Raw genomic sequence first — 19096 nt, forward strand, 5'->3', positions numbered from 1 at the left:
CGGAGCATGAGCACCGGACGCTGCGAGCCCTGGTCAAATACTGCTGCTACGACAAAAGGAAACGGGCGAACTTCAATCAAACCTGGAACTCCGGAGCCTTAACCTGACGCGCATGCCCTTTGGGGCTCTAGAGGCGTGTTGCTCCTTACCTTGGGCTTTCTCATTGCCGCCCTTTGAGGCTCCAGATGCGCAGCGGTTAGGGGATGTGCTGGTTGTTCTCATCACTCAGGGATCCGTCCGGATGCAGGGTGACTGCCACGACGAAGAGACCGCTGTCGATCTCCTCGGCTTCCCGTTCGCCTCGTAGAAACTCTTGGTAGCGGGTGATCATGTCCTCGGCGTATTCCTCAAGCGCGGCGCGTTCGGTTGCATAGACTGCGAAGCCGTCGTCGATGCGTTCTGCGGGTTTGGGCCCTTCACCGAGGACCTCGGAGTATAGGCACCATCCGTGGGCGGTCTCGCCGGGTTTTGGGTGAGACAGCATCGCAGACGGTTTTCGTTCGCGTTGAGGGGAGGCTTGGGTCTGGAGGGTGTCGATGATCTCGGTGTAGTGGTCGGCGATCTGTTGGGCCTCGTATTCGTCGTTGCACTCTTCGATGAGGAAAAATTGCTCCTGAAGTTCGCCGCGGAACCATTGGGCGGTTTTGGTCCACGCATCCCTGCGGGCAGAGAGGCCGTCGATGGTTTGGCCGAAATCGATAGAGCTGAGGGAGAAGTGGTAGGGGCGGTTGGTCGTCATCGGATCAGCTTAGTTGTGTTGAGGATGCATCAAGGGCTGGAAACGAAGTGTCGGGATTGCTATAGATGGGCATGCCGAGGGGAAAGCGATGGACCCGAGATGAGCTGACAATAGCTCTGGGAATCTACCACAACCTTACCTTCGGGCAGCTTCATGCGAAGCAGGCGGTGATCGTGGAGTTGGCCGAGAAGCTTGGGCGCGGGGCGAATAGCGTTGCGATGAAGCTGTGCAACTTTGCTTCCCTCGATCCCGCTTTGAAGATGCGGGGCATCAAAGGGCTGGAAGGAGCGAGTGCCCTTGATCGCGAAGTTTGGGCTGACTTCCATGGCAATCCCGAAGAGGTGGTGCCGGAGAGCCGGGAGGGGCTTCGGGTCTTGTTCGGGGCGAAGCCTGAAGAGGATCTTGAGGTGATACCCAAACAGGGGATCCGCGTGCGGAAGAAACCGGTTGGCGAAACCGAGGTGCTTCTCACTGCCAAGCAGCGCCGGGGTCAGGACTACTTCCGTGATGCCGTGCTCAATAACTTCGGCGGGTGTTGTGGAGTGACGGGCATGCCGATCCGTGAGTTCCTCGTGGCATCTCACATTCTGCCGTGGAGAAGCCACCCCGAGGAGCGACTCAACGTGAGGAACGGGCTCTGTCTCTCCCGCTTGCATGATGCCGCCTTTGATCGCGGCTTTATCGCGTTCGACGATGATCTGGGGCTGATGGTGTCCCCGGCGTTGAGTGCGCACTTTCCGCAGCGTGCGGTGGCGGAGAACTTCAAGGCCTATGCGGGAGAGACACTGGCCATCCCAGCGGACGGTGTGCTGCCGGATCCGGCCTTTCTTGCCATGCACCGGAGCTCGATTTTCATCAAGGGTTAGCAAATCGCCGTTCATGGGGCGATAGCAGCATGCCTCCGGAGATGCTTCGACAGACTATGAGTAGCATTCTTTGACCGCTTGCATTCTTCCGGCGCGGCGGTTCATTATGAGATGAAAGCTGTGCCGATTCTGATCCTCGGGCTGACCTCCACGATCTTTGCAAGTTCCTTGGAGGACTTCCGTTGGAAGAAACGGATACTGGTGGTGACGCAGTCAGACGAGTCGATCGGGAAGCAGCTCCGGGAAGGGAAGGCTGGCTTGGCAGAACGCGATGTGGAGATCTTCGTTCTTCAGGGAGAAGCTGGGATTGGCAAGGTCCCCGATAAAGAGCTCGCGACTCAACTCCGCGAGCGCTTTAGGCCGGAGAAGGGAAAGCCAGAAATTATTCTGATCGGTAAAGACGGCAAGACAGTGCTACGATGGGAGGCTGACAAGTTCACCCCCTCTGATCTTTTCGCCAAGGTCGATGCGATGCCGATGAGGAAAGATGAGATGCGAAAGGAGTGAGTTTTCAATTCGACCGGGTGACTCCTTGCATGCCATGCAAGAGGTCGTTGCTTCGGAATGTCAGGGGGATGTAGCTACAAGGGCTCCTTCAGCGGGCCGGAGGCGCCGCGCTCCCGGGCGCTGACGCGTTCCGATGGCTTGAGCCATGCATGCGGATCGTCTGCTTGCGTGTGGGCGATCCGGAGGTAAGGGAGGGCGTATGACGACTTTTGCGGCGGCTTATCAGGGTTCCCTCGCTGCGGATGCGCTGGCGATGCCGGTGCATTGGTACTACAACCGGGAGTGGCTGCGGCGGGATTACGGGGTGGTGGACCGATTCGTGGCGCCGCGGAATCCGCATCCGGAGGGCTACATGCAGAAGCTGCGCTGGGAGCCGCTGAACGAGAAGGCGGACATCATGCACGAGGAGGCGCGCTATGTGGGGCAGAAGGAGATCCATTATCACCAGCACCTGAAGGGCGGGGAGAACACGCTGAACTTCCGGCTGGCGGCGGAGCTTTACCGCTGGGTGATCGATCGCGGGGACTACGATGTGGATGCGTGGCTGGAGCACTACCTGATCCTGATGCTGATGCCGGGTTGGAACAAGGATACCTACATCGAGGAGTGCCACCGGAATTTCTTCGCGAGCTATGCGGAGGGGAAACCGCCGCGGGAATGCGGGGTGGCTGACAAGCACATCGGGGGATTAGCCGCGGTGCCGGCTCTGCTGGCAGCGCTGGAGGTGACGGATCCAAGTCTATCGCTGGAGAGCCTGTGCGGGATCGTGCGGGTGCACGTGGGGCTGACGCATCCGCATGAGGAGACGCTGCGGGCGGCGGTGACGCTGGTGAAGGTGCTGTATGCGATCAAGAGGGGAGCGAGCGTGCGGGAGGCGATCCGGCTGGAGGCGGCGGATTGGTTGAGGGCGGAGGAGATCGAGGGGTGGATCGCGGCGGGGGAGGAGGACAACCATGTGGTGGGGGAGCGGTTCAGCTCGGCGTGCTATGTGGAGGATTCGGTGCCTTCCTCGCTGTATCTGGCGTGGAAGTATCATGATGATTTCAAGGCGGGGCTGGTGGCGAACGCGATGGCGGGGGGGGACAATTGCCATCGGGGGGCGTTTGTGGGGAGTGTGTTGGCGGCGGGGTGTGGGGGAAGTTTGCTAGATTTCAGTGTTCAGTTTTCAGGAAAGGCAGGGTGATTAGGGGAAGTGTCGAGTGGTAAGTGAGCAGTGGAAGTTCTAAGCCGCGAAAAGGCGCAGGAGGGCGCAAAAGTTGGAGGAAAGGCAGGTGCCGAGTGATCAGTGAGCAGTGATCAGTGGAAGAGGTTTGCGGGGGAGGATGGGGGGCGCGGAGGGGCGCGAGAAGTTGGAGGAAAGGCAGGTGCCGGGTGGTGGGGGAGTGCCGAGTGATCAGTGATCAATGGAAGAAGTTGAGATGGAGTCGTCCAATCCGGGAGAGGAGGAGGAGGGGTAATCGAAACCGGGCTTGAGCGGAGGGGGTTTCGTGGGTAAGTCCCGCGCGCGATGATGCCGGGTACGCTGCCGCCGCTGAATTATCCCGAAAGCTTGCCGGTGGTCGGCATGCGGGGGGAGATCGTGGCGGCGATCCGGGCGAATCCGGTGGTGGTGGTGGTGAGCGAGACGGGCTCCGGGAAGACGACGCAGCTGCCGAAGATGGTGGCGGAGGCGCTGGAGGGCTCGACGCGGAAGATCGGGTGCACGCAACCGCGGCGGATCGCGGCGGCGAGCGTGTCGAAGCGGGTGGCGGAGGAGCTGAAGACGCCGCTGGGGAGCTTCGTGGGCTACCAGGTGCGCTTCGAGGACAAGATCTCGAAGGAGACGCGGGTGAAATTCATGACGGACGGGATCCTGCTGGCGGAGACGCAGGGGGATCCGGAGCTGAGGCAGTATGATGCGCTGATCCTGGACGAGGCGCACGAGCGCTCGCTGAACATCGACTTCCTGCTGGGGTATCTGAAGCGGCTGTTAGAGCGACGGAAGGACCTGAAGGTGGTGATCTCCTCGGCGACGCTGGATGCGGGGTCCTTCGCGGCGTTCTTCAATGGCGCGCCGGTGCTGCAGGCGGAGGGCAGGACTTTCGGAGTGGAGGAGTTTTTCCTGCCGCCGGATGAGGATGAAGAGCTGGCGCGGCAGGTGCCACGGGCGGTGGATTGGCTGACGGATGTGGATCCGAACGGCGATGTGCTGGTCTTCCTGCCGGGGGAGCGCGAGATCCGCGACTGTGCGGATGCGCTGGACGGGCGGAAGTATCGGAACACGGAGATCCTGCCGCTCTTCGCGCGGCTGGGACTGGGGGACCAGCAGCGGATTTTCAATCCGGGATCGCGGCGGCGAATCATCCTGGCGACGAACGTGGCGGAGACTTCGCTGACGATCCCGGGGATCGTCAGCGTGGTGGATAGCGGGCTGGCGCGGGTGAGCCGGTGGAGTCCGGGTCGCGGGGTGCAGCGCTTGCAGATCGAGGAGGTATCGCAGGCAAGTGCGCGGCAGCGGAAGGGGCGCTGCGGCCGTGTGCGGGAGGGGGTGTGCGTGCGGCTCTACTCGGAAGAGAATCTGGCGGAGCGGGCGGAATTCACGGATCCGGAGATCCGGCGGAGTTCGCTGGCGGGAGTGATCCTGCGGATGAAATCGCTGGGGCTGCCGGACATCGAGGAGTTTCCCTTCCTAGATCCGCCGGCACCGAAGGCGATCTCCGAGGGTTATCGTACTTTGCGCGAGGTGGGGGCGCTGGACAAGGACAAGCAGCTGACGGAAGCCGGCCGGATGATGGCTCGGATGCCGGTGGATCCGCGGCTTGCGCGGATGCTGTTAGAGGCGCGTCACGAACATTGCCTGGCGGAGATCCTGCCGATCGTGGCGGGCTTGGAATCGAACGATCCGAAGGAGCGTCCGGCGGAGAAAACGAAGGAGGCGGATGCGGCGCATGCGCGCTGGAAGGATGCGGAGAGCGACTTCCGCGGGATGCTGCGGCTGTGGCTGGATGTGCAGCGTTTCCGCGAGGGGCGGGGCTGGAAGCGCAACCAGCTGCGGAAGTATTGCGGCGAGGCTTTCCTGAATTACCGGCGGGTGCAGGAGTGGGCGAACGTGCATGACGAGCTGAAGGAGCTGGTGGAGCGCGAGCTGCGCTGGCAGGTGAAGCCGCTGGCAGGGAGCACCGAGAAATCGGCGGCGTATGATAATTTTCACCGGGCGCTGCTGGCCGGGGTGCCGCGGCAGTTCGGGCTATGGGATCGTGATGAGCGGGCGTATCGCAGTGCGAGCGGCGGGCACTTCGCGGTGTTCCCGGGGTCCGGGCTTTTCGGCGGGAAGAAGTGGGACTGGGTGATGGCGATGGAGCTGGTGGACACGACGCGGCTGTGGGCGCGGCGGGTGGCACGGATCGATCCCGCGTGGGTGGAGAAGGTGGCGCCGCACCTGTGCACGAGCCGCTATGGCGAGGGCTATTGGGACGAGCAGCAGGGGGCGGTGTATGCGAAGGAGACGGTGACCTGCGGCGGTCTGCCGATCGTGGCGGGCCGGCGGGTGCACTACGGGCGGATCGATCCGGCGGGGGCGCGGCGGATCTTCGTGGCGGAGGGGCTGATGCAGGGGAAGGTGCGCGGGAAGTCGCGGGCGCTGGAGCGACTGGCGTCGCTGAAGGAGGAGATAGAGGGGATCGAGCAGAAGCTGCGTCGGCCGGGAGGCTTGTGGAGCGAGGAGGCGATCTTGGATTTCTTCGAGAGCCGCTTGCCGGGGAACATGCACACGACGAAGGCGTGGCTCGACTGGCAGGCGAAGCATGAGGACAGCGTGATGCCGGGGGCGGGAGATGTGGTGCTGGAGGATCTGGAGGCGCTGGATCTGGAGGGGTATCCGGATTGGCTGGGGCATGCGGGGGAGGAGTATGCGCTCTACTATCGAACGGCTCCGGGCGAGCGAGACGATGGGGTGACGCTGGGCGTGCACATCGATCAATTGCCGCGGCTGCCCGAGTGGCTGCCGGGCTGGGGGGTTCCGGGCGACATGGCGTGGCGGGTGGAGTGGATGATCCGCTCGCTGCCGAAGGATTTGCGTCGCGAGTGCCAGCCGGTGGCGGAGGCGGCGCAGGGATTCGCGGACGAGTGGCGCTACAAGGAAGCGGATGCCGCGCTGGAAGTACGATTGGCGCAGTATTTGACGAAGTTTTCGGGATACGAAATCACGCCGCGGAGCTTCGACATCGAGAGGATGCCGGAGGAACTGGTGACGAAGGTGTGGGTGTGCGATGATGAGGAGCGTGAGCTGGCATTCGGCAAGGATGTGCGGGCGCTGCAGGCGAAGCTGGGGAAGGTGGTGACGGATCGCTTCGAGGCGGCGGCGAATGCGGAGTGGGAGCGGCGCGGGATGAAGGAGTGGACGGAGGGGGAGGTGCCGGAGCGGGTGGAGACACCGGCGGGTCCGGCTTATCCGGCGTTGATCGACGAGGGGAGCTCGGTGGGGGTGAAGGCGTTTTTGAATCCGGCGGAGGCGGCGGAGTCGCACCGGGCCGGGCAGGTGCGCTTGCTGATGCTGGCGCAGGCGGATCAGGTGAATTACTTGAAGAAGAAGTATCCGCTGGGGCTGATGGCGAAGGTGGAGCTGCCGCGGATGGGGACATCGATGGATGACCTGATCGCGCTGGCGGGCGAGGGGGCGTTGGGCGGGAAGCGGTATGCGAGCCCGCAGGATTTCGCGGCGAAGCTGAAGGATGCGAAGGGGCGTTGGTTCGAGGCGGCGACGGCGATTTCGAAATCGCTGGATGCGAGCTTCGAGGCGGTGGGGCCGGTGCGGCAGTGGATCCATGACAATCGGAAGGACCGGCATCTGGCGGCGGTCGCGACGGACTTGGAGGAGGAGCTGACGTGGCTGCTGCGGTCACGCTTCGTGTGGCGTGCGGGGTATCTGCGGATGCGCTCGCATGACCGCTACTTGCGCGGGATGCGGTCGCGACTGGGGCGGATTGCGAGCCTGCCGCTGGTGAAGGATTTGGAGAAGATGGAGCGGGTGCGGAAGTATTGGCAGCCGTGGTTCATCGCGTGGACGAAGCGTCCGGAGGATCCGGGGCTGTGGGAGTATGGCTGGCTGCTGGAGGAGTTCCGGCTGTCGCTTTTTGCTCCCGATATCCCGGTGGAGATGAAAGTATCCGAGAAGCGTCTGAGCGAGGGGTTCCCGCTTTGAGCCGCGCCTTCACCTTGCCAGATCATGTCCGGATCACCCATGCCATCGCGCGGAAGCCTCGTGGTGGAATGCGTGCGGGTGATGAAGTTGCGGATCGAGGGCGGGGAGTGGGGGAAGCTGCTTCCCGGCGAGCGGCGCTTGGCCGAGGCCTTGCAGGTGGGGCGGGACACGATCCGTCTGGCGCTGCTGCAACTGGAGCGGGAGGGCGTCTTGCAGGAGGCGGATGCCGGGGCGCGGCGGCGGATCATCGGGGTGCGTCCGGCGGCGGTAAAAGCGAAGGCGCTGCGGATTGGGATGCTGGCGCACCGGCGGCTGGAGCAACTGCCGCAGCCGGTGTTGCTGGAGGTGGATGACATCCGGCGCGCGCTGGCGGACAAGGGTGGATCGCTCGAGGTGTTCTCGCCGTCGTGGTATGAGCAGCGAAGTCCGGCGAAGCGGCTGGCAGTGCTGTTAGAAGAGGAACCGTGCAGTGCCTGGATCCTGCTGCGTTCAAGCGCGGCGGTGCAGCAGTGGTTCATGGAGCGGCGAGTGCCCTGCCTGATCCGTGGCTATCCACATCCGGGAGTGGAGCTGCCGCATCTGGATGTCGACTGGCAGGCGACGGCGCGGCATGCAGCCGGGCAGTTGTGGCGGATGGGTCACCGGCGGGTGGTGGTGCTTTCTCCCTCCGAGCCGTTGAAGGGTGTGGAGGCGGCGGTGCGCGGGGTGATGGAGCTGGGCGAGCCGGGATTTCATGCGACGGTGCAGGTGGAGAACGGGACGAGTGCGGGGATTGGCAAGGTGCTGACACGGGCGCTGCAGATGAAGGAGGCGCCGAGCGCGATCATCGCGACGCGGCCGCGGCAGGCGGCGACGGCGTTGACGTGGCTGGCTAGCCAAGGGATCCGCGTGCCGCAGCATCTGAGTTTGGTGACCTTGGCGTGGGAGCCTTTCCTCGATCATCTCGTGCCTGAGATCACGGGGTATCGCGCGGACACGGATGCGGTGGCGAAACTGGTGGTGCGGCGGCTGGAGCGGCTGGCCGCCGGAGATCCGAATCCGGGCGGGAACGTGTGGATCACGCCCGAGCTGGTGCCCGGTGCCTCGGTGGCCCGGGTGAAGTGAACTGGTCTGGATCCAAGACCGGTGGCGGGTGGTTGTTGTTAGGTCCTTGGTTGTCAATCGTGGTTCCGTCGAACCTCGAGAAAACAGTCCATGGATACCCGATCATACGCTTTCCTTTTCGCGGCTGTTGCGGCCGGTGCCGGCCAAGCGCAGGACCTCCGCAGCGCTACCACGGATAACCTGAACGTGGCCGGTGCCTGGGTGGACGGGACGGTGCCGGGCACGGGGGATGTCGCGACGTGGAATGCGGGGAGTGCACTCGCGGGGACCTTGGGTGCGGGGCAAACGTGGGGCGGGCTGAACTTGTCCGGGGCATCCGGGCCGGTCTCGATCACGGGTGCGTTCAATCTCGGTCTGGATCATGCGACGGACGCGAACACCGTGCTGAATACCGGGGCGAACAACTTCACGTGGGGGAGCGAGGGGGCGGCGGGACAGTTGAACCTCATCGGAGCGCTGGCCATCGCGGCGCCGGGGAACGGAAACACCGGAAATGGAGCGAGCTTCGCGGGAAGCGGGATCGTCACGCTGTCCAGCACCGGGACGAAGAACTGGTCGACGAGCGGGAGTGCCACCAGCGGCGCGAACGGTGTGAACAACGTGAGCTTCACGGGAACGCTGAGGCTGCGCGGCGCGACGACCGCGATCGAGACCGCGGGAGGAAACTGGCTGGCATTCGGAGGTGGCGGCGGGTCCACGGGGGTGCCCGGATCGCTGGTGCAGACGGGTGCCTTCCATCTTGATACCGGGGATGCCGTCTCGCGCGGCGACTTCATCCTGACGAATGCCTTCAACGACAAGACGCTGGAACTCGCGAGCCTGTCCGGCACCGGCAACATCCGCGCCGACTGGGGTGTGGGGGCCACGCTCAGTCAGCGGGGAATCCGCATCAACCAAGCAACGGACACGGTGTATGCGGGCGGCATCTACACGCACAACGGCAGCTCCCAGCGGCGCAACGTCACGATCACGAAAGATGGAGCGGGAACGCTGGTCTTCTCCGGCCGGCTGGGCAGCACGCAGTCCGGTGCCGGCAATCCCGCGAGCCTGAACTTTGCGATCAACGGCGGCGTGTGGCAGATGGGTGATGGCACGAAGAATCCATCGGCTCCCCTGAACGCCGCGAATTGGGACACCGCATCGACCTTCAGCGTCGGTGCGGGAGGAACGCTACGTTTCATGGCCAATGCCACCGAGTACGTGTGGGATCGTCCGATCAGCGGCAGCGGCGCGATCGTGGTGACGAACGACGGGACGGCGGGCGAGGGGAAGGTGGCGCTGACCGCGCTGGACAGCAGCGGCTTCACGGGAAGCACGACGGTGCAAGCGGGGCGCTTGAGAATCGGTGGTGACCTCGGAGGGAGTGCCGTCACGGTGGCCCCGGGAGCAGGGCTGGCCGTCGGCGGGCTCACGCAGCCGAGTGCCGGCTTCGTTAAGTCGGTCAGCTTTGCGGGCGGGAGCAGCTCCGAGTTCCGCGCGGGCGCGCTCTACGACGAGCTCGTGGTGAATGATGCCGGGGGGCTGGTGGTCAGCGGGCCGCACGTTATCACGGCGGTGTCCAGCGGCGGGCTCAACTTCGGCGACAAGGTCTCGATCATCGACTACGAGGGCAGCTTCAGCGGCTTCGCGAACCTTTCGCTGGCACCGGGGTCGCGATTCTCCCTTGTCCACAACGTTGCGGAAAGCCGGATCGAACTGGAGTATACCGGCGGTACCATCACGTGGACCGGCGGGAGTGGTTCGTGGGAAGTAGGAGGGCCGAACAACTGGAATCTGGGAGGGAGCCCCGCCACCTTCCTGCAAGGGGATGCGACACTCTTCGATGATGGTGCCTCCACCGGGAACGTGACGGTAGGCGGAGCGCTGACTCCGGCCTCGATGACGATCTCCAACAGCAGCCTGTCCTATACCTTCACAGGAAGCGGCTCGATCGGAGGTAGCGGTGATCTGCTCAAGGAGGGATCCGGCTCCGCCACAATCGCGGTGACGGGGAGCTACAGCGGCAGCACGATCGTGGATGCCGGCACGCTGGTCTTCGGGAACGGCGGGACGACAGGCGGAACCGGCAGCGGTGCCGTGATTGTGAACGAGGGCGCAACCCTGCGACTGAACCGCAGCGATCTGCTGGACTACAAGGCGAGCCCTCACCTGCGCAACGTGAGCGGTGGTGGAGATGTGGTGATCGAAGGTGGCGGGACGGTCTTCAACTATCCCGGCAGCGGTCTCGGTTTCACGGAAGGCAACTCATGGGCGGAGCTGACGGGTGACCTGATCATCCGCGGCGGCTCTGAGTTCCAGACCATCCGCAACGGCGCGACGGCGATGGGGAACGGCGACATCGTGCTCGGAGATTCCGGGAGCAGCGGGAAGGTCTCGCAGATCGAGGGCAACTGGACCTGGACGAACGACATCGTGCTGAACGGGGCGGACAATCGCGTGATCAACCGCTCGGCAGGCAGCGGGCGCTCGTTGAAGCTGCAAGGCATCATCGCGGGGAGCGGCAATCTCACGATCGAGGATGCCACCGCGGCGATGACCAATCTCCAGGCGGGATTCATCCTGACGGGAGCGAACACGATGAGCGGCCTGCTGACGATCCCCACCCATGTTCCGGTGCGGGTGGGCGGGGTCCCGGGCAACACGGATGTCTCGCAGCCCGGGGCGGGCCCGGCCGGGAGTCTCGGAACCGCGACCGTGCAGAACGAGGGAATCTTGACCTTCAGCCGCAGTGACGCCCACACGGTGGCGAACACAATCACAGGCTCGGGGCAAGTGGTCGTCGGTCTGGCTACGGGGAATGTGGAGCAGATCGCGAGCTTCACCGGAGTGAAGTCCTACAGCGGTCCGACGACCGTGCGCAGCGGCACCCTGCTGGTGAACACCAGCCTGCCGGATTCGCCGGTGGTAGTGGATGCCGCCGGTACCCTCGGTGGCAGCGGCAACATCGCGAGCGCCTCCGCCGTGACGGGCACGCTCGCGCCCGGTGCGGGAACCGGCATGCTGAGCTTCGGTGACGACCTAGCGATGGAAGCGGGCTCGAAGATCGTCTGGGAGATCTCGGATTGGAACGGTAGCGCGGGTAGCGGCTATGACACGGTGAACACCGGCACGCTGACGATCGGGGCAACGAGCGCAGCCCCGCTGGTGGTCGTGATCAAGCCGTCATCGCTGGCGAACTTCAGCGCGACTCCGAAGACCTTCACGCTCGCCACGAGCAGTGGCGGCATCCTGGGTCTGGATGCAGGGGAGATCACCGTGGATGACGGAGCGCTGCCGGGAAGCTGGTCGGTGCAGGCATCCGGAAATCTACTGCAACTCTCGTACTTTCCGGGGACGGCCTACGACACCTGGGCCACGGCCAACGGAATCGCGGGGGCGGGACCGGACACGGATTCGGACGGTGACGCCATCGACAACGGGATCGAGTTCGTGATCGGGGGCGACCCTTCGGATGCCGACTCCAACCATCTGCTGCCGGTGGTGACGCTCGACGCCAGCTACTTGAACTTCAGCTTCCGCCGCGCCGATGTGGCTGCAAGCTTCGATCCGGTGGTGGAGTATGGCTCCAGCCTGGGGGCATGGACCCCGGCCGTGAACGGTCTACCGGCGGGTAACCCCGCGGTGATCGAGGAAACGAACGACTTCCACGGTAGCGGGATCGACCGGGTGACCGTGAGAATCCCGCGGGCGTTGGCCAGTCCGGGTGGCAAGTTCTTCGCCCGGCTGAAGGTGGATATCCCCTGATAGCCGGAGCGGGAGGAGGCATCGGGAAGGCGGGGGATCGAGGTCATACAAGCATCCATACCGCCTTTGCCTCAAAGACCAGGCGTGTGTCCGGAAACGGGCACGCGCCCCTTGCCGTAAACTGCCGGATCCCCATACCTCAGCATCCGGCCCTGTATTCTATCATATAATAAAACCGGAATTTATCATTGACGGTTCCGGGCGGTCTGCATATCTACCGGCAACTTCATTCCACACCGATGCGTCTCCACCGATCCCAAACCATTAACCACGATGTCCTCGTCTCCGAGGTCGTCATGGGTTGGTGCCGGATTATTGGTTCCGAAAAGCAGGGTAAACGACCGCTGTCATATTTTGGAATGAATCTCGCCGATAATCCGGCACCCCACCGAAGCAGGATCAGGCCTTCCTTGGCCTGAAAGCCGCATAAATCCGAGGATTTACCGCCGCCCTGCTTCCAACCGGAAGCGGGGCTTTTTGTTTCCCCGAATCCATTCATCCCAACCCCTTTCCCATTCAGACCCCATCGTGACCTCGCGTCCTTCCTAATCCTTTCCGCCTGATTCATCCGTCGCGCCGACGGAGCCAGCCCTTCCGATCCGGAAGCCAGATGTCCCCGCCATAAGATATGGCGGTGCTATATGGTATATCTTCGATCGCGGGAGAGCTGTTGCTTTTTTCGGCCTTCCGATGGTGGCCTTGGTGTAGCGGTAGCACCCCGCGTTGTGAGCGCGGCAGGGCGGGTTCGAATCCCGTAGGGCACCCCGGAATCCTTCATTTCCTTTCCTTCGCCATGACCGAGCATCTCCTCCAACGCTGTAGTGTCCTCGTGCTGAACCGGCACTGGCTCGCAATCGATGCCATTTCCCCGGCCGACGCCTTCGGCCACCTGGCCACGGGCAGTGCCCGGGCGCTGTGGATCGAGGGCGACGCGATGCAGGCCTTCGACTGGACGGACTGGCGCGAGCTGCCCGCCGGCGAGGATGTCGCGGTGATCGGAACCACTCGAGGTCCGGTGCGGATTCCCACGGTGATCGTGCTCGCGCGTTTCGACCGCGTGCCGATCCACCGCCCGAAATTCGGGTTCCGCGCGCTATGGGAGCGGGATGGCGGGCGCTGCCAGTACAGCGGCAGGAAGCTGACTCCATCCGAAGCGAACATCGATCACATCATCCCGCGCTCGCGGGGTGGGCGCGACGACTGGGAGAACTGCGTGCTCTCCGACCGGGCGGTGAATGCCCGGAAGGCCGCGCGCACTCCCGCCGAAGCAGGCCTGCGCCTGCTCTCCCAGCCGGGCAGGCCCCGCGAGGTGCCGGCCACGCTGCGGATCCGCAATCTCTGGAACATCCCGGACTGGGATCACTTCCTCCAGATCCCCGCACGGAAGGGAAGCAGCCGGACCACTTGAACCAACAACCCCGGGGAAGGGGATCAGCCCCTCCCCCTCACAACCATGAACGAAGCCAACATCATCTTTGCCATCCTGGTGATCGCTTTCGCACTGCGGTTCGCCTGGCTCGAACTCAGCGGCAGCAAGTGATCCACCTTCGCTTCAACCCCTTTCCCCGACCACGCCATGAAGACCATTGCTTCCAACATCACGCTCGAAACCGAACGCTTGATCCTGCGACCGCCGACGCGCGCCGACATCCCCGACATCGTGCGATACGCCGGTGACCCGCGGGTGGCGCTCAAGATGACGCGAATGCCGCATCCCTATCACCTCGGCCATGCGGTCGAGTGGCTCGACTCCATCGAGGAGGATCTGAAGAACGGCGACGCGGTATTCGCGATCGAGCGCAAGTCCGAGCCGGGCTTCATCGGGATCATCTCGCTGGAGCTGCGATCGGACAAGTGCAGCGGCGATGTCGGCTACTGGGTCGGGGTGCCGTATTGGCGACGCGGCTATGTGACCGAGGCGCTGCGCGAAGTGCTGCGCTACTCGTTCGAAGATCGCGGGCTGCTCTACGTGGGTGCCTGGCACATGACGGGGAACAATGCTTCCGGCCGTGTGATGCAGAAGGCGCGCATGAAGTTCGAGCACATCGTGCGCGGCGGTTGCGAGCGCTTCGGCGCGCTTCACGACCGCGTGAATTACGGAGTTTTCGCCGACGAATGGCGGTTCGAAGGCGGTTGAAAGGAAAGGACCGTGTAGCGGCCCCGATGGCGCGGGGCCGCTACACCACGGACTGTTTATGAAATTCGAGACTTCCAGACTGATGCTGAAGGCGCCTTCCGAGATGGGGAAGGTCTCGTCCCCGGGATCAGACGCCACATCCATGCCGAGGAGTGGGAGCTCCTGAATGCCGCATGAATCTCTTCATTCCCAAGTGTACCTTTACCCGCTGGCTGAAGCGCTGGTCCGTGCCGATGAAGGCGCGCCGGTGCCGGAGCAAAACCCTGAAACCATGAAACCGATCGTCCCCATCGTCCTGAAGTCCGAACGCCTGATCCTGCGGCCTCCGCTGCCGGAAGATGCGCCGCATGTGGAATGCTTCGTGAGCGACCGGCGGGTGGCGGAGATGACCGCCTTGATCCCGCATCCGTATCCGAGGGGCGGGGCGCTCGACTGGATTCACCTGTCCGAGCGCCAATGGCTGGAGGGGGTGAAAGCCACCTTCGCGATCTGCCTGCGCGATTCGGGCGAGCTCGTCGGCTGCGCGTCGTACTTCAACGACAGCGAGCGCGACAACGAGATCGGCTACTGGATCGGCGTGCCCCACTGGGGCCGCGGCTATGCGACGGAGGCGCTGACCCGCTTGCTGCGTTACGTCTTCGAAGATCTCGGAGGCCGGCGGGTGGATACCTACCACTTCGCCCATAATCCCGCCTCCGGCCGTGTGATGGAGAAGGCGGGGATGAAATTTGTTTCCAAGACTCCCCTCGGCGCGAGCCGGGACGGGGTCGCCTACGATGATGTCCGCTACTCGATCAGTGCCGAGGAGTGGGCATCCCGATATTCACTCCGCTGATCACCGTCATGAGCCTCCTCACTTCAGAAGATCTGGTCGCTGCTGGCTATGAGCCGGGCCTCCAGTTCAAGACCCTCCTCGCGAAGATCGCGGAGTATGAGGAGCGCGGGATCGCGGACCCGAAGTATGCCCTGAAGCTGCTCAAGCGCGATGTGGCGCCGCCGCCGGTGAAGCACGTGATGCGCGAGAAGCCGGTGGCTCTGGCCGAGGCGATCAGCGCCAGCAACAAGGAGGAACGGGCGAACGTGGAGGCGGTGCGGAAACAAATGCACCAGCTGCTCAAGACGCCCATCATCGCTCGCGGTGCGATCATGCCGGATGCCTGTCCGGTAGGTTGCAGTGCGCAGGCGGTAATCCCGGTGGGCGGGGCGATCGCGGTGGAGAACGCGATCATTCCCTCCGCGCATTCGTCCGACATCTGTTGCTCGATGTTCGCCACCTTCTACGAGGAGCGTAGTAGCTTGGGGAAGGAGTTGGACGCGCTGATGTCCTCCACGCGATTCGGTCCCGAGCACCGGCATCTGGATGATCTGGTGCATGATCCGGTGCTGGATGAGGATGTGTGGCAGAACCGCTTCCTGACGGGGCTGCGCGACCGGGCCCGCACGCAGATCGCGGATCAGGGAGATGGCAATCACTTCGCCTTCATGGGCGAGGTGGATGTGGATGAATCGATGGTGGCGCTGCTGCGGCTGACCGGGCATGGCGAGCTGGCGGCCTGCTTCACGCTGCCGCCGGAGGGATCCCGCCGCTACCGGGTACTGGTAACGCATCATGGCTCCCGCAGCCTGGGTGCGCACGTCTACAAGCGCGGGCAGATCGCGGCGGAGAAGCATGTGGCCCGCGTGACGCAGCACATCCCGGCAGCGGCGGCGTGGCTCGATGCTTCATCGGACACCGGGCGCGACTACTGGCATGCGCTGGAGTACGTGGCGCGCTGGACCAAGGCGAACCACCGGGCGATTCACCGGCGCTTCCTCGAGCGCATCGGCGGCAAGGCGATCGCGGAGGTGGGCAACGAGCATAATTTCGTATGGCAGCGCGGGGATACCTACTACCACGGCAAGGGGGCGACCCCGGCGTGGAAGGACGAGGCAGGGCGTCCGCAGCTCGGACTGATCCCGCTGAACATGGCGGAGCCGATCCTGCTGGTGCTGGGGGGTGACCGGGAGGAGTTCCTCTCCTTCGCGCCGCATGGGGCGGGACGGAATCTCTCACGCACGGCGCTGAGGCGGCAGTTTCCGGACGAGTCTTCGCGGCGCACGGCGATCGAGCGCGGGACCGCGGGGCTGGATGTGAGGTGGTTCTGCGGAAAGCCGGACCTGAGCGAGACGCCGGTGGCGTATAAGAATGCGGCGCAGGTGCGCGAGCAGATCCGGCACTTCGGGCTGGCCGAAATCGTGGCGGAGATCCGTCCGCTGGGTTGTATCATGGCGGGGGATTCGGGGCGCTCGTGGCGCGACCGTGAGGAGGAGCTGACACCGAAGCAGAAACGGCAGATCCAGCATCGTGCCGAACGGCGGCGGATGAACCAAGAGCTGAAGGATGACTGGTGAGCCGTGAATAGAAGGACGGCTATGGCGGTCGAAGGGTCTTCCCGATCCTTCCATCACCATGAAATCATCCGCTCTATTTCTGACATTGTTCACCGTCATCACCCCGCTTGGCGGTTTCTCCCAAGAGGCTCCCCTACCATCCGAGGTCGCGGCCAGGCCGCACGCCGCCACGGTGTCTTCAAATTCACGCTGGAGGAAGAGGGGCGCGATGCGGTTACCAGCTCGCTGCATGCGGATCTCCGGCAGCCGAGCAGCCGGTTTGAAGCGGAAGGGGCCGCTCCGCTCCGTTTTGCGAACGGCGATCTCTGGAGGGTGCGCGGTTTTCTCGGGAGGTATCGCGAGACGGAGGGATATGGCGATTACTTCGAGGTGGACGTGAGCGACCTGCGGAAAGTGATGCTCCCGCAAGGAGAGAGCGATGGGCTTCACGCGCCGACGATCTTCTCCGTGAGACGGAGCTATCGTGGTCCCGGCCGCTATGTGCTCTTCGAAGAGGGGAAGCGTCGCTTCAGCGTGACGATCCAGGAAAGCGGTCATGGCAACGCTTTGAAGGGGGCGGGAGAAGCCAAGCGCTGAAGCCATCCCCGGAAACGGGGGAGGAAATGCACAGCGGGGGGCCGCCCTGGGAGCCTTAGGTCCCCGGACACTAGAGGGGGGAACCGTTCCAGTGTCCGGGGGCCGTTAGTCCCTTGCTTAGGGGGGCTGTGCTATTAATCCCTTACGGCGCTGAGAATGACCGATTTTACCCCCCGCTGCCATTACGTGATCGCGGACAAGGCGATGAAGTCCCGGCAATTCATCCGATTTTCACATTCGCCGAATCCAGCATTCATGGAGCGGGCGGACAAAGGAGCCATCACAGAGTCTGCGGACTGACCTGACCCTCCGCCCCCGGATCTCAACCTGCTCCGGGAGCGGGCGACCAAGGGATCGTTCGTGATCTTTGTTGTAGTTCGACTGAGGGAGTGGCACTGCAAACATGGGGTATCGCGAGCGCATCGCGATGCCCCATGAAGCTTTGAGGGAGAAGGGTCCGGGGGGCGGGTGAGATTCATCCAATTTTTCGGTTGTCAAAACCCGGAGGCCGCCCCTAAATCCCGCCCCGCCTCCGGCGGGAACACCCCTAAAGGCTCGGTAGCTCAGTCGGTAGAGCAGCGGATTGAAAATCCGCGTGTCGGCGGTTCGATTCCGTCCCGAGCCACCATCTTCTTCTTGAGATGGTAGGTTCTCTCCTTTGCTCGGCATGCGACCGCGTCCGATCTACCGTTGGAAGCTTTTCTGGCTGGGCGTGCTGTCGTTCTTGGTTCTGGCGTGGGCATCGCTGCACAGCAGAGGTATCTCTCCCTCTCTCAATTTCACGGCGCTTGGACAGGGTTGGGGCCTAGGTTGGATTGATCAGCACACGTGCCTCGTAAAGTATCCAACTGTCGCGGACTTCGGTTGGGCCGTGGAGGAGTCCTCTTCGAGCTATGAGAAGCGTGCACGGTTCTGGGCTGCGTGCGGTTTAGAGCACCGTGCGATCTCGGATCGTTCCTTCGGGGTTTTTCTGTTTACTGTGTGGTTATGCGGGATCGTTTGGCGGTTGAGGATGCAGAAGGCAGCCTTACTCACACCGCTTTGAATCCTATCTTCCTCCGCCTCGCGCGCCAGAGCAGCAGGGCGGACCATGGGAGGGCCACGGCGAAGAGGAGGAGCCAGTGGGGGACAAGCGATTTCCCCAGTTTCTTTGGGCTACCTTCAATTGTCGCAGCCACCTGCTCGCGGTAAGTCATTGACTGATTTGTTTGGCGTGGGGTGGTAAGTAATTCTTTGCCGCGGGCGAAGTATGGAAAGGGTAATATTTCCGGTTTCGTCGCTGCAAAGGGGTAGGTCGCTGTAATCAGAGGAATTCCTCTGAAGTGAAAATGGGTGACCGTGACGAACGAGTAGCCGTTGGAGATCGACCACGCCCTCCAGGTGGCGTTCCTAACTTGGTTGTGCGAATCCCACCAAGCCCAGCAGATGAACGCCATCAAGAGGATGCCCGACCAGAAGGTGATGGAGCGGTGGAGGGCGAGCTTCACGCTAGAGTCATGGCTGCATGCGGGGAAAAGGGAAGCCCCGGGCGATTGCTCGACCGGGGCTGTGGTCATTGGGCGTTGTCCTTAGGTGAGCCGCGAGCTCCCTGTGCCCCTTCAGGGCACGGATCTGTTTATGGTGTGACCCAGGGTTGCGTCGCGATGCTCCTTTGGGGCTTTTGAGATGGTTGGCCCTTCACCCAAGGTTGCGTCGCGTTGCTCCTTACCCTAGGCCTTGTCACTGTCGCCCCTTTGGGCATGCGCGTCAGGTTAAGCCTTCGGCTTTTTCAGCACCGACTTCGCCGGTTTGACCCGTCTCAACACGAACGTGTTCCGGTCCTCCAGTACCCATTCCAGTTCTTCTCCTTTCTC

13 protein-coding genes and 2 tRNA genes are annotated in these 19096 nt (G+C 63.4%); 13 read left to right on the forward strand and 2 right to left on the reverse strand.

Annotated features, from left to right (window positions below; genetic code table 11):
• Window positions 1-196: 196 nt before the first annotated feature.
• Window positions 197-739 carry a hypothetical protein gene (locus tag OJ996_RS26125; protein ID WP_264516713.1) on the reverse strand — a complete coding sequence of 181 codons (543 nt, stop codon included), beginning with the start codon at window positions 737-739 and terminating at the stop codon, window positions 197-199.
• 71 nt (window positions 740-810) lie between these two features.
• On the opposite strand from OJ996_RS26125, the gene OJ996_RS26130 reads away from it, so the two are divergent.
• The 13 genes from OJ996_RS26130 to OJ996_RS26190 all read left to right on the forward strand — a co-directional run bounded on the left by OJ996_RS26130 (window position 811) and on the right by OJ996_RS26190 (window position 17871).
• On the forward strand, window positions 811-1605 hold the full coding sequence (locus tag OJ996_RS26130; protein ID WP_264516714.1) for an HNH endonuclease: 795 nt from the start codon (window positions 811-813) through the stop codon (window positions 1603-1605).
• Between the two features lie 111 nt (window positions 1606-1716).
• Window positions 1717-2112, forward strand: a complete 396-nt coding sequence (locus tag OJ996_RS26135) for a DUF4174 domain-containing protein (protein ID WP_264516715.1) — start codon at window positions 1717-1719, stop codon at window positions 2110-2112.
• Between the two features lie 199 nt (window positions 2113-2311).
• A complete protein-coding gene (locus OJ996_RS26140) occupies window positions 2312-3295 on the forward strand; it encodes an ADP-ribosylglycohydrolase family protein (protein ID WP_264516716.1) in 984 nt (327 codons plus the stop codon).
• Between the two features lie 324 nt (window positions 3296-3619).
• Entirely contained in the window at window positions 3620-7291 is a 3672-nt protein-coding gene (hrpA, locus tag OJ996_RS26145; protein ID WP_264516717.1) for an ATP-dependent RNA helicase HrpA, read from the forward strand.
• A 24-nt stretch (window positions 7292-7315) separates the two neighbouring features.
• Window positions 7316-8395: a substrate-binding domain-containing protein gene (locus OJ996_RS26150; RefSeq protein WP_264516718.1), complete on the forward strand. Its 1080-nt coding sequence runs from the start codon at window positions 7316-7318 to the stop codon at window positions 8393-8395.
• 90 nt (window positions 8396-8485) lie between these two features.
• A complete protein-coding gene (locus tag OJ996_RS26155; RefSeq protein ID WP_264516719.1) occupies window positions 8486-12139 on the forward strand; it encodes a beta strand repeat-containing protein in 3654 nt (1217 codons plus the stop codon).
• Between the two features lie 692 nt (window positions 12140-12831).
• A tRNA-His gene (locus tag OJ996_RS26160) sits at window positions 12832-12904 on the forward strand.
• Between the two features lie 28 nt (window positions 12905-12932).
• Complete coding sequence (locus OJ996_RS26165) at window positions 12933-13547, forward strand: HNH endonuclease (protein ID WP_264516720.1); 615 nt, start codon at window positions 12933-12935, stop codon at window positions 13545-13547.
• 168 nt (window positions 13548-13715) lie between these two features.
• Window positions 13716-14276, forward strand: coding sequence for a GNAT family N-acetyltransferase (locus OJ996_RS26170; protein ID WP_264516721.1), 561 nt, complete (start codon window positions 13716-13718; stop codon window positions 14274-14276).
• A 271-nt stretch (window positions 14277-14547) separates the two neighbouring features.
• Window positions 14548-15111 (forward strand): GNAT family N-acetyltransferase, encoded by a 564-nt coding sequence (locus OJ996_RS26175; protein ID WP_264516722.1) that lies wholly within the window; start codon window positions 14548-14550, stop codon window positions 15109-15111.
• An 8-nt stretch (window positions 15112-15119) separates the two neighbouring features.
• The gene (locus OJ996_RS26180; RefSeq protein WP_264516723.1) at window positions 15120-16667 is read left to right on the forward strand and encodes an RtcB family protein; all 1548 of its coding nucleotides are present in this window, start codon (window positions 15120-15122) and stop codon (window positions 16665-16667) included.
• A 312-nt stretch (window positions 16668-16979) separates the two neighbouring features.
• The gene (locus OJ996_RS26185) at window positions 16980-17243 is read left to right on the forward strand and encodes a hypothetical protein (protein WP_264516724.1); all 264 of its coding nucleotides are present in this window, start codon (window positions 16980-16982) and stop codon (window positions 17241-17243) included.
• A 552-nt stretch (window positions 17244-17795) separates the two neighbouring features.
• Window positions 17796-17871: transfer RNA gene (locus OJ996_RS26190), tRNA-Phe, on the forward strand.
• 403 nt (window positions 17872-18274) lie between these two features.
• On the opposite strand, the gene OJ996_RS26195 is transcribed toward OJ996_RS26190, so the two are convergent.
• Complete coding sequence (locus OJ996_RS26195; RefSeq protein ID WP_264516725.1) at window positions 18275-18730, reverse strand: hypothetical protein; 456 nt, start codon at window positions 18728-18730, stop codon at window positions 18275-18277.
• Window positions 18731-19096: the final 366 nt, after the last annotated feature.

Source organism: Luteolibacter rhizosphaerae, assembly GCF_025950095.1.
In the GTDB taxonomy this organism is placed as follows: Bacteria; Verrucomicrobiota; Verrucomicrobiia; order Verrucomicrobiales; family Akkermansiaceae; genus Haloferula; species Haloferula rhizosphaerae.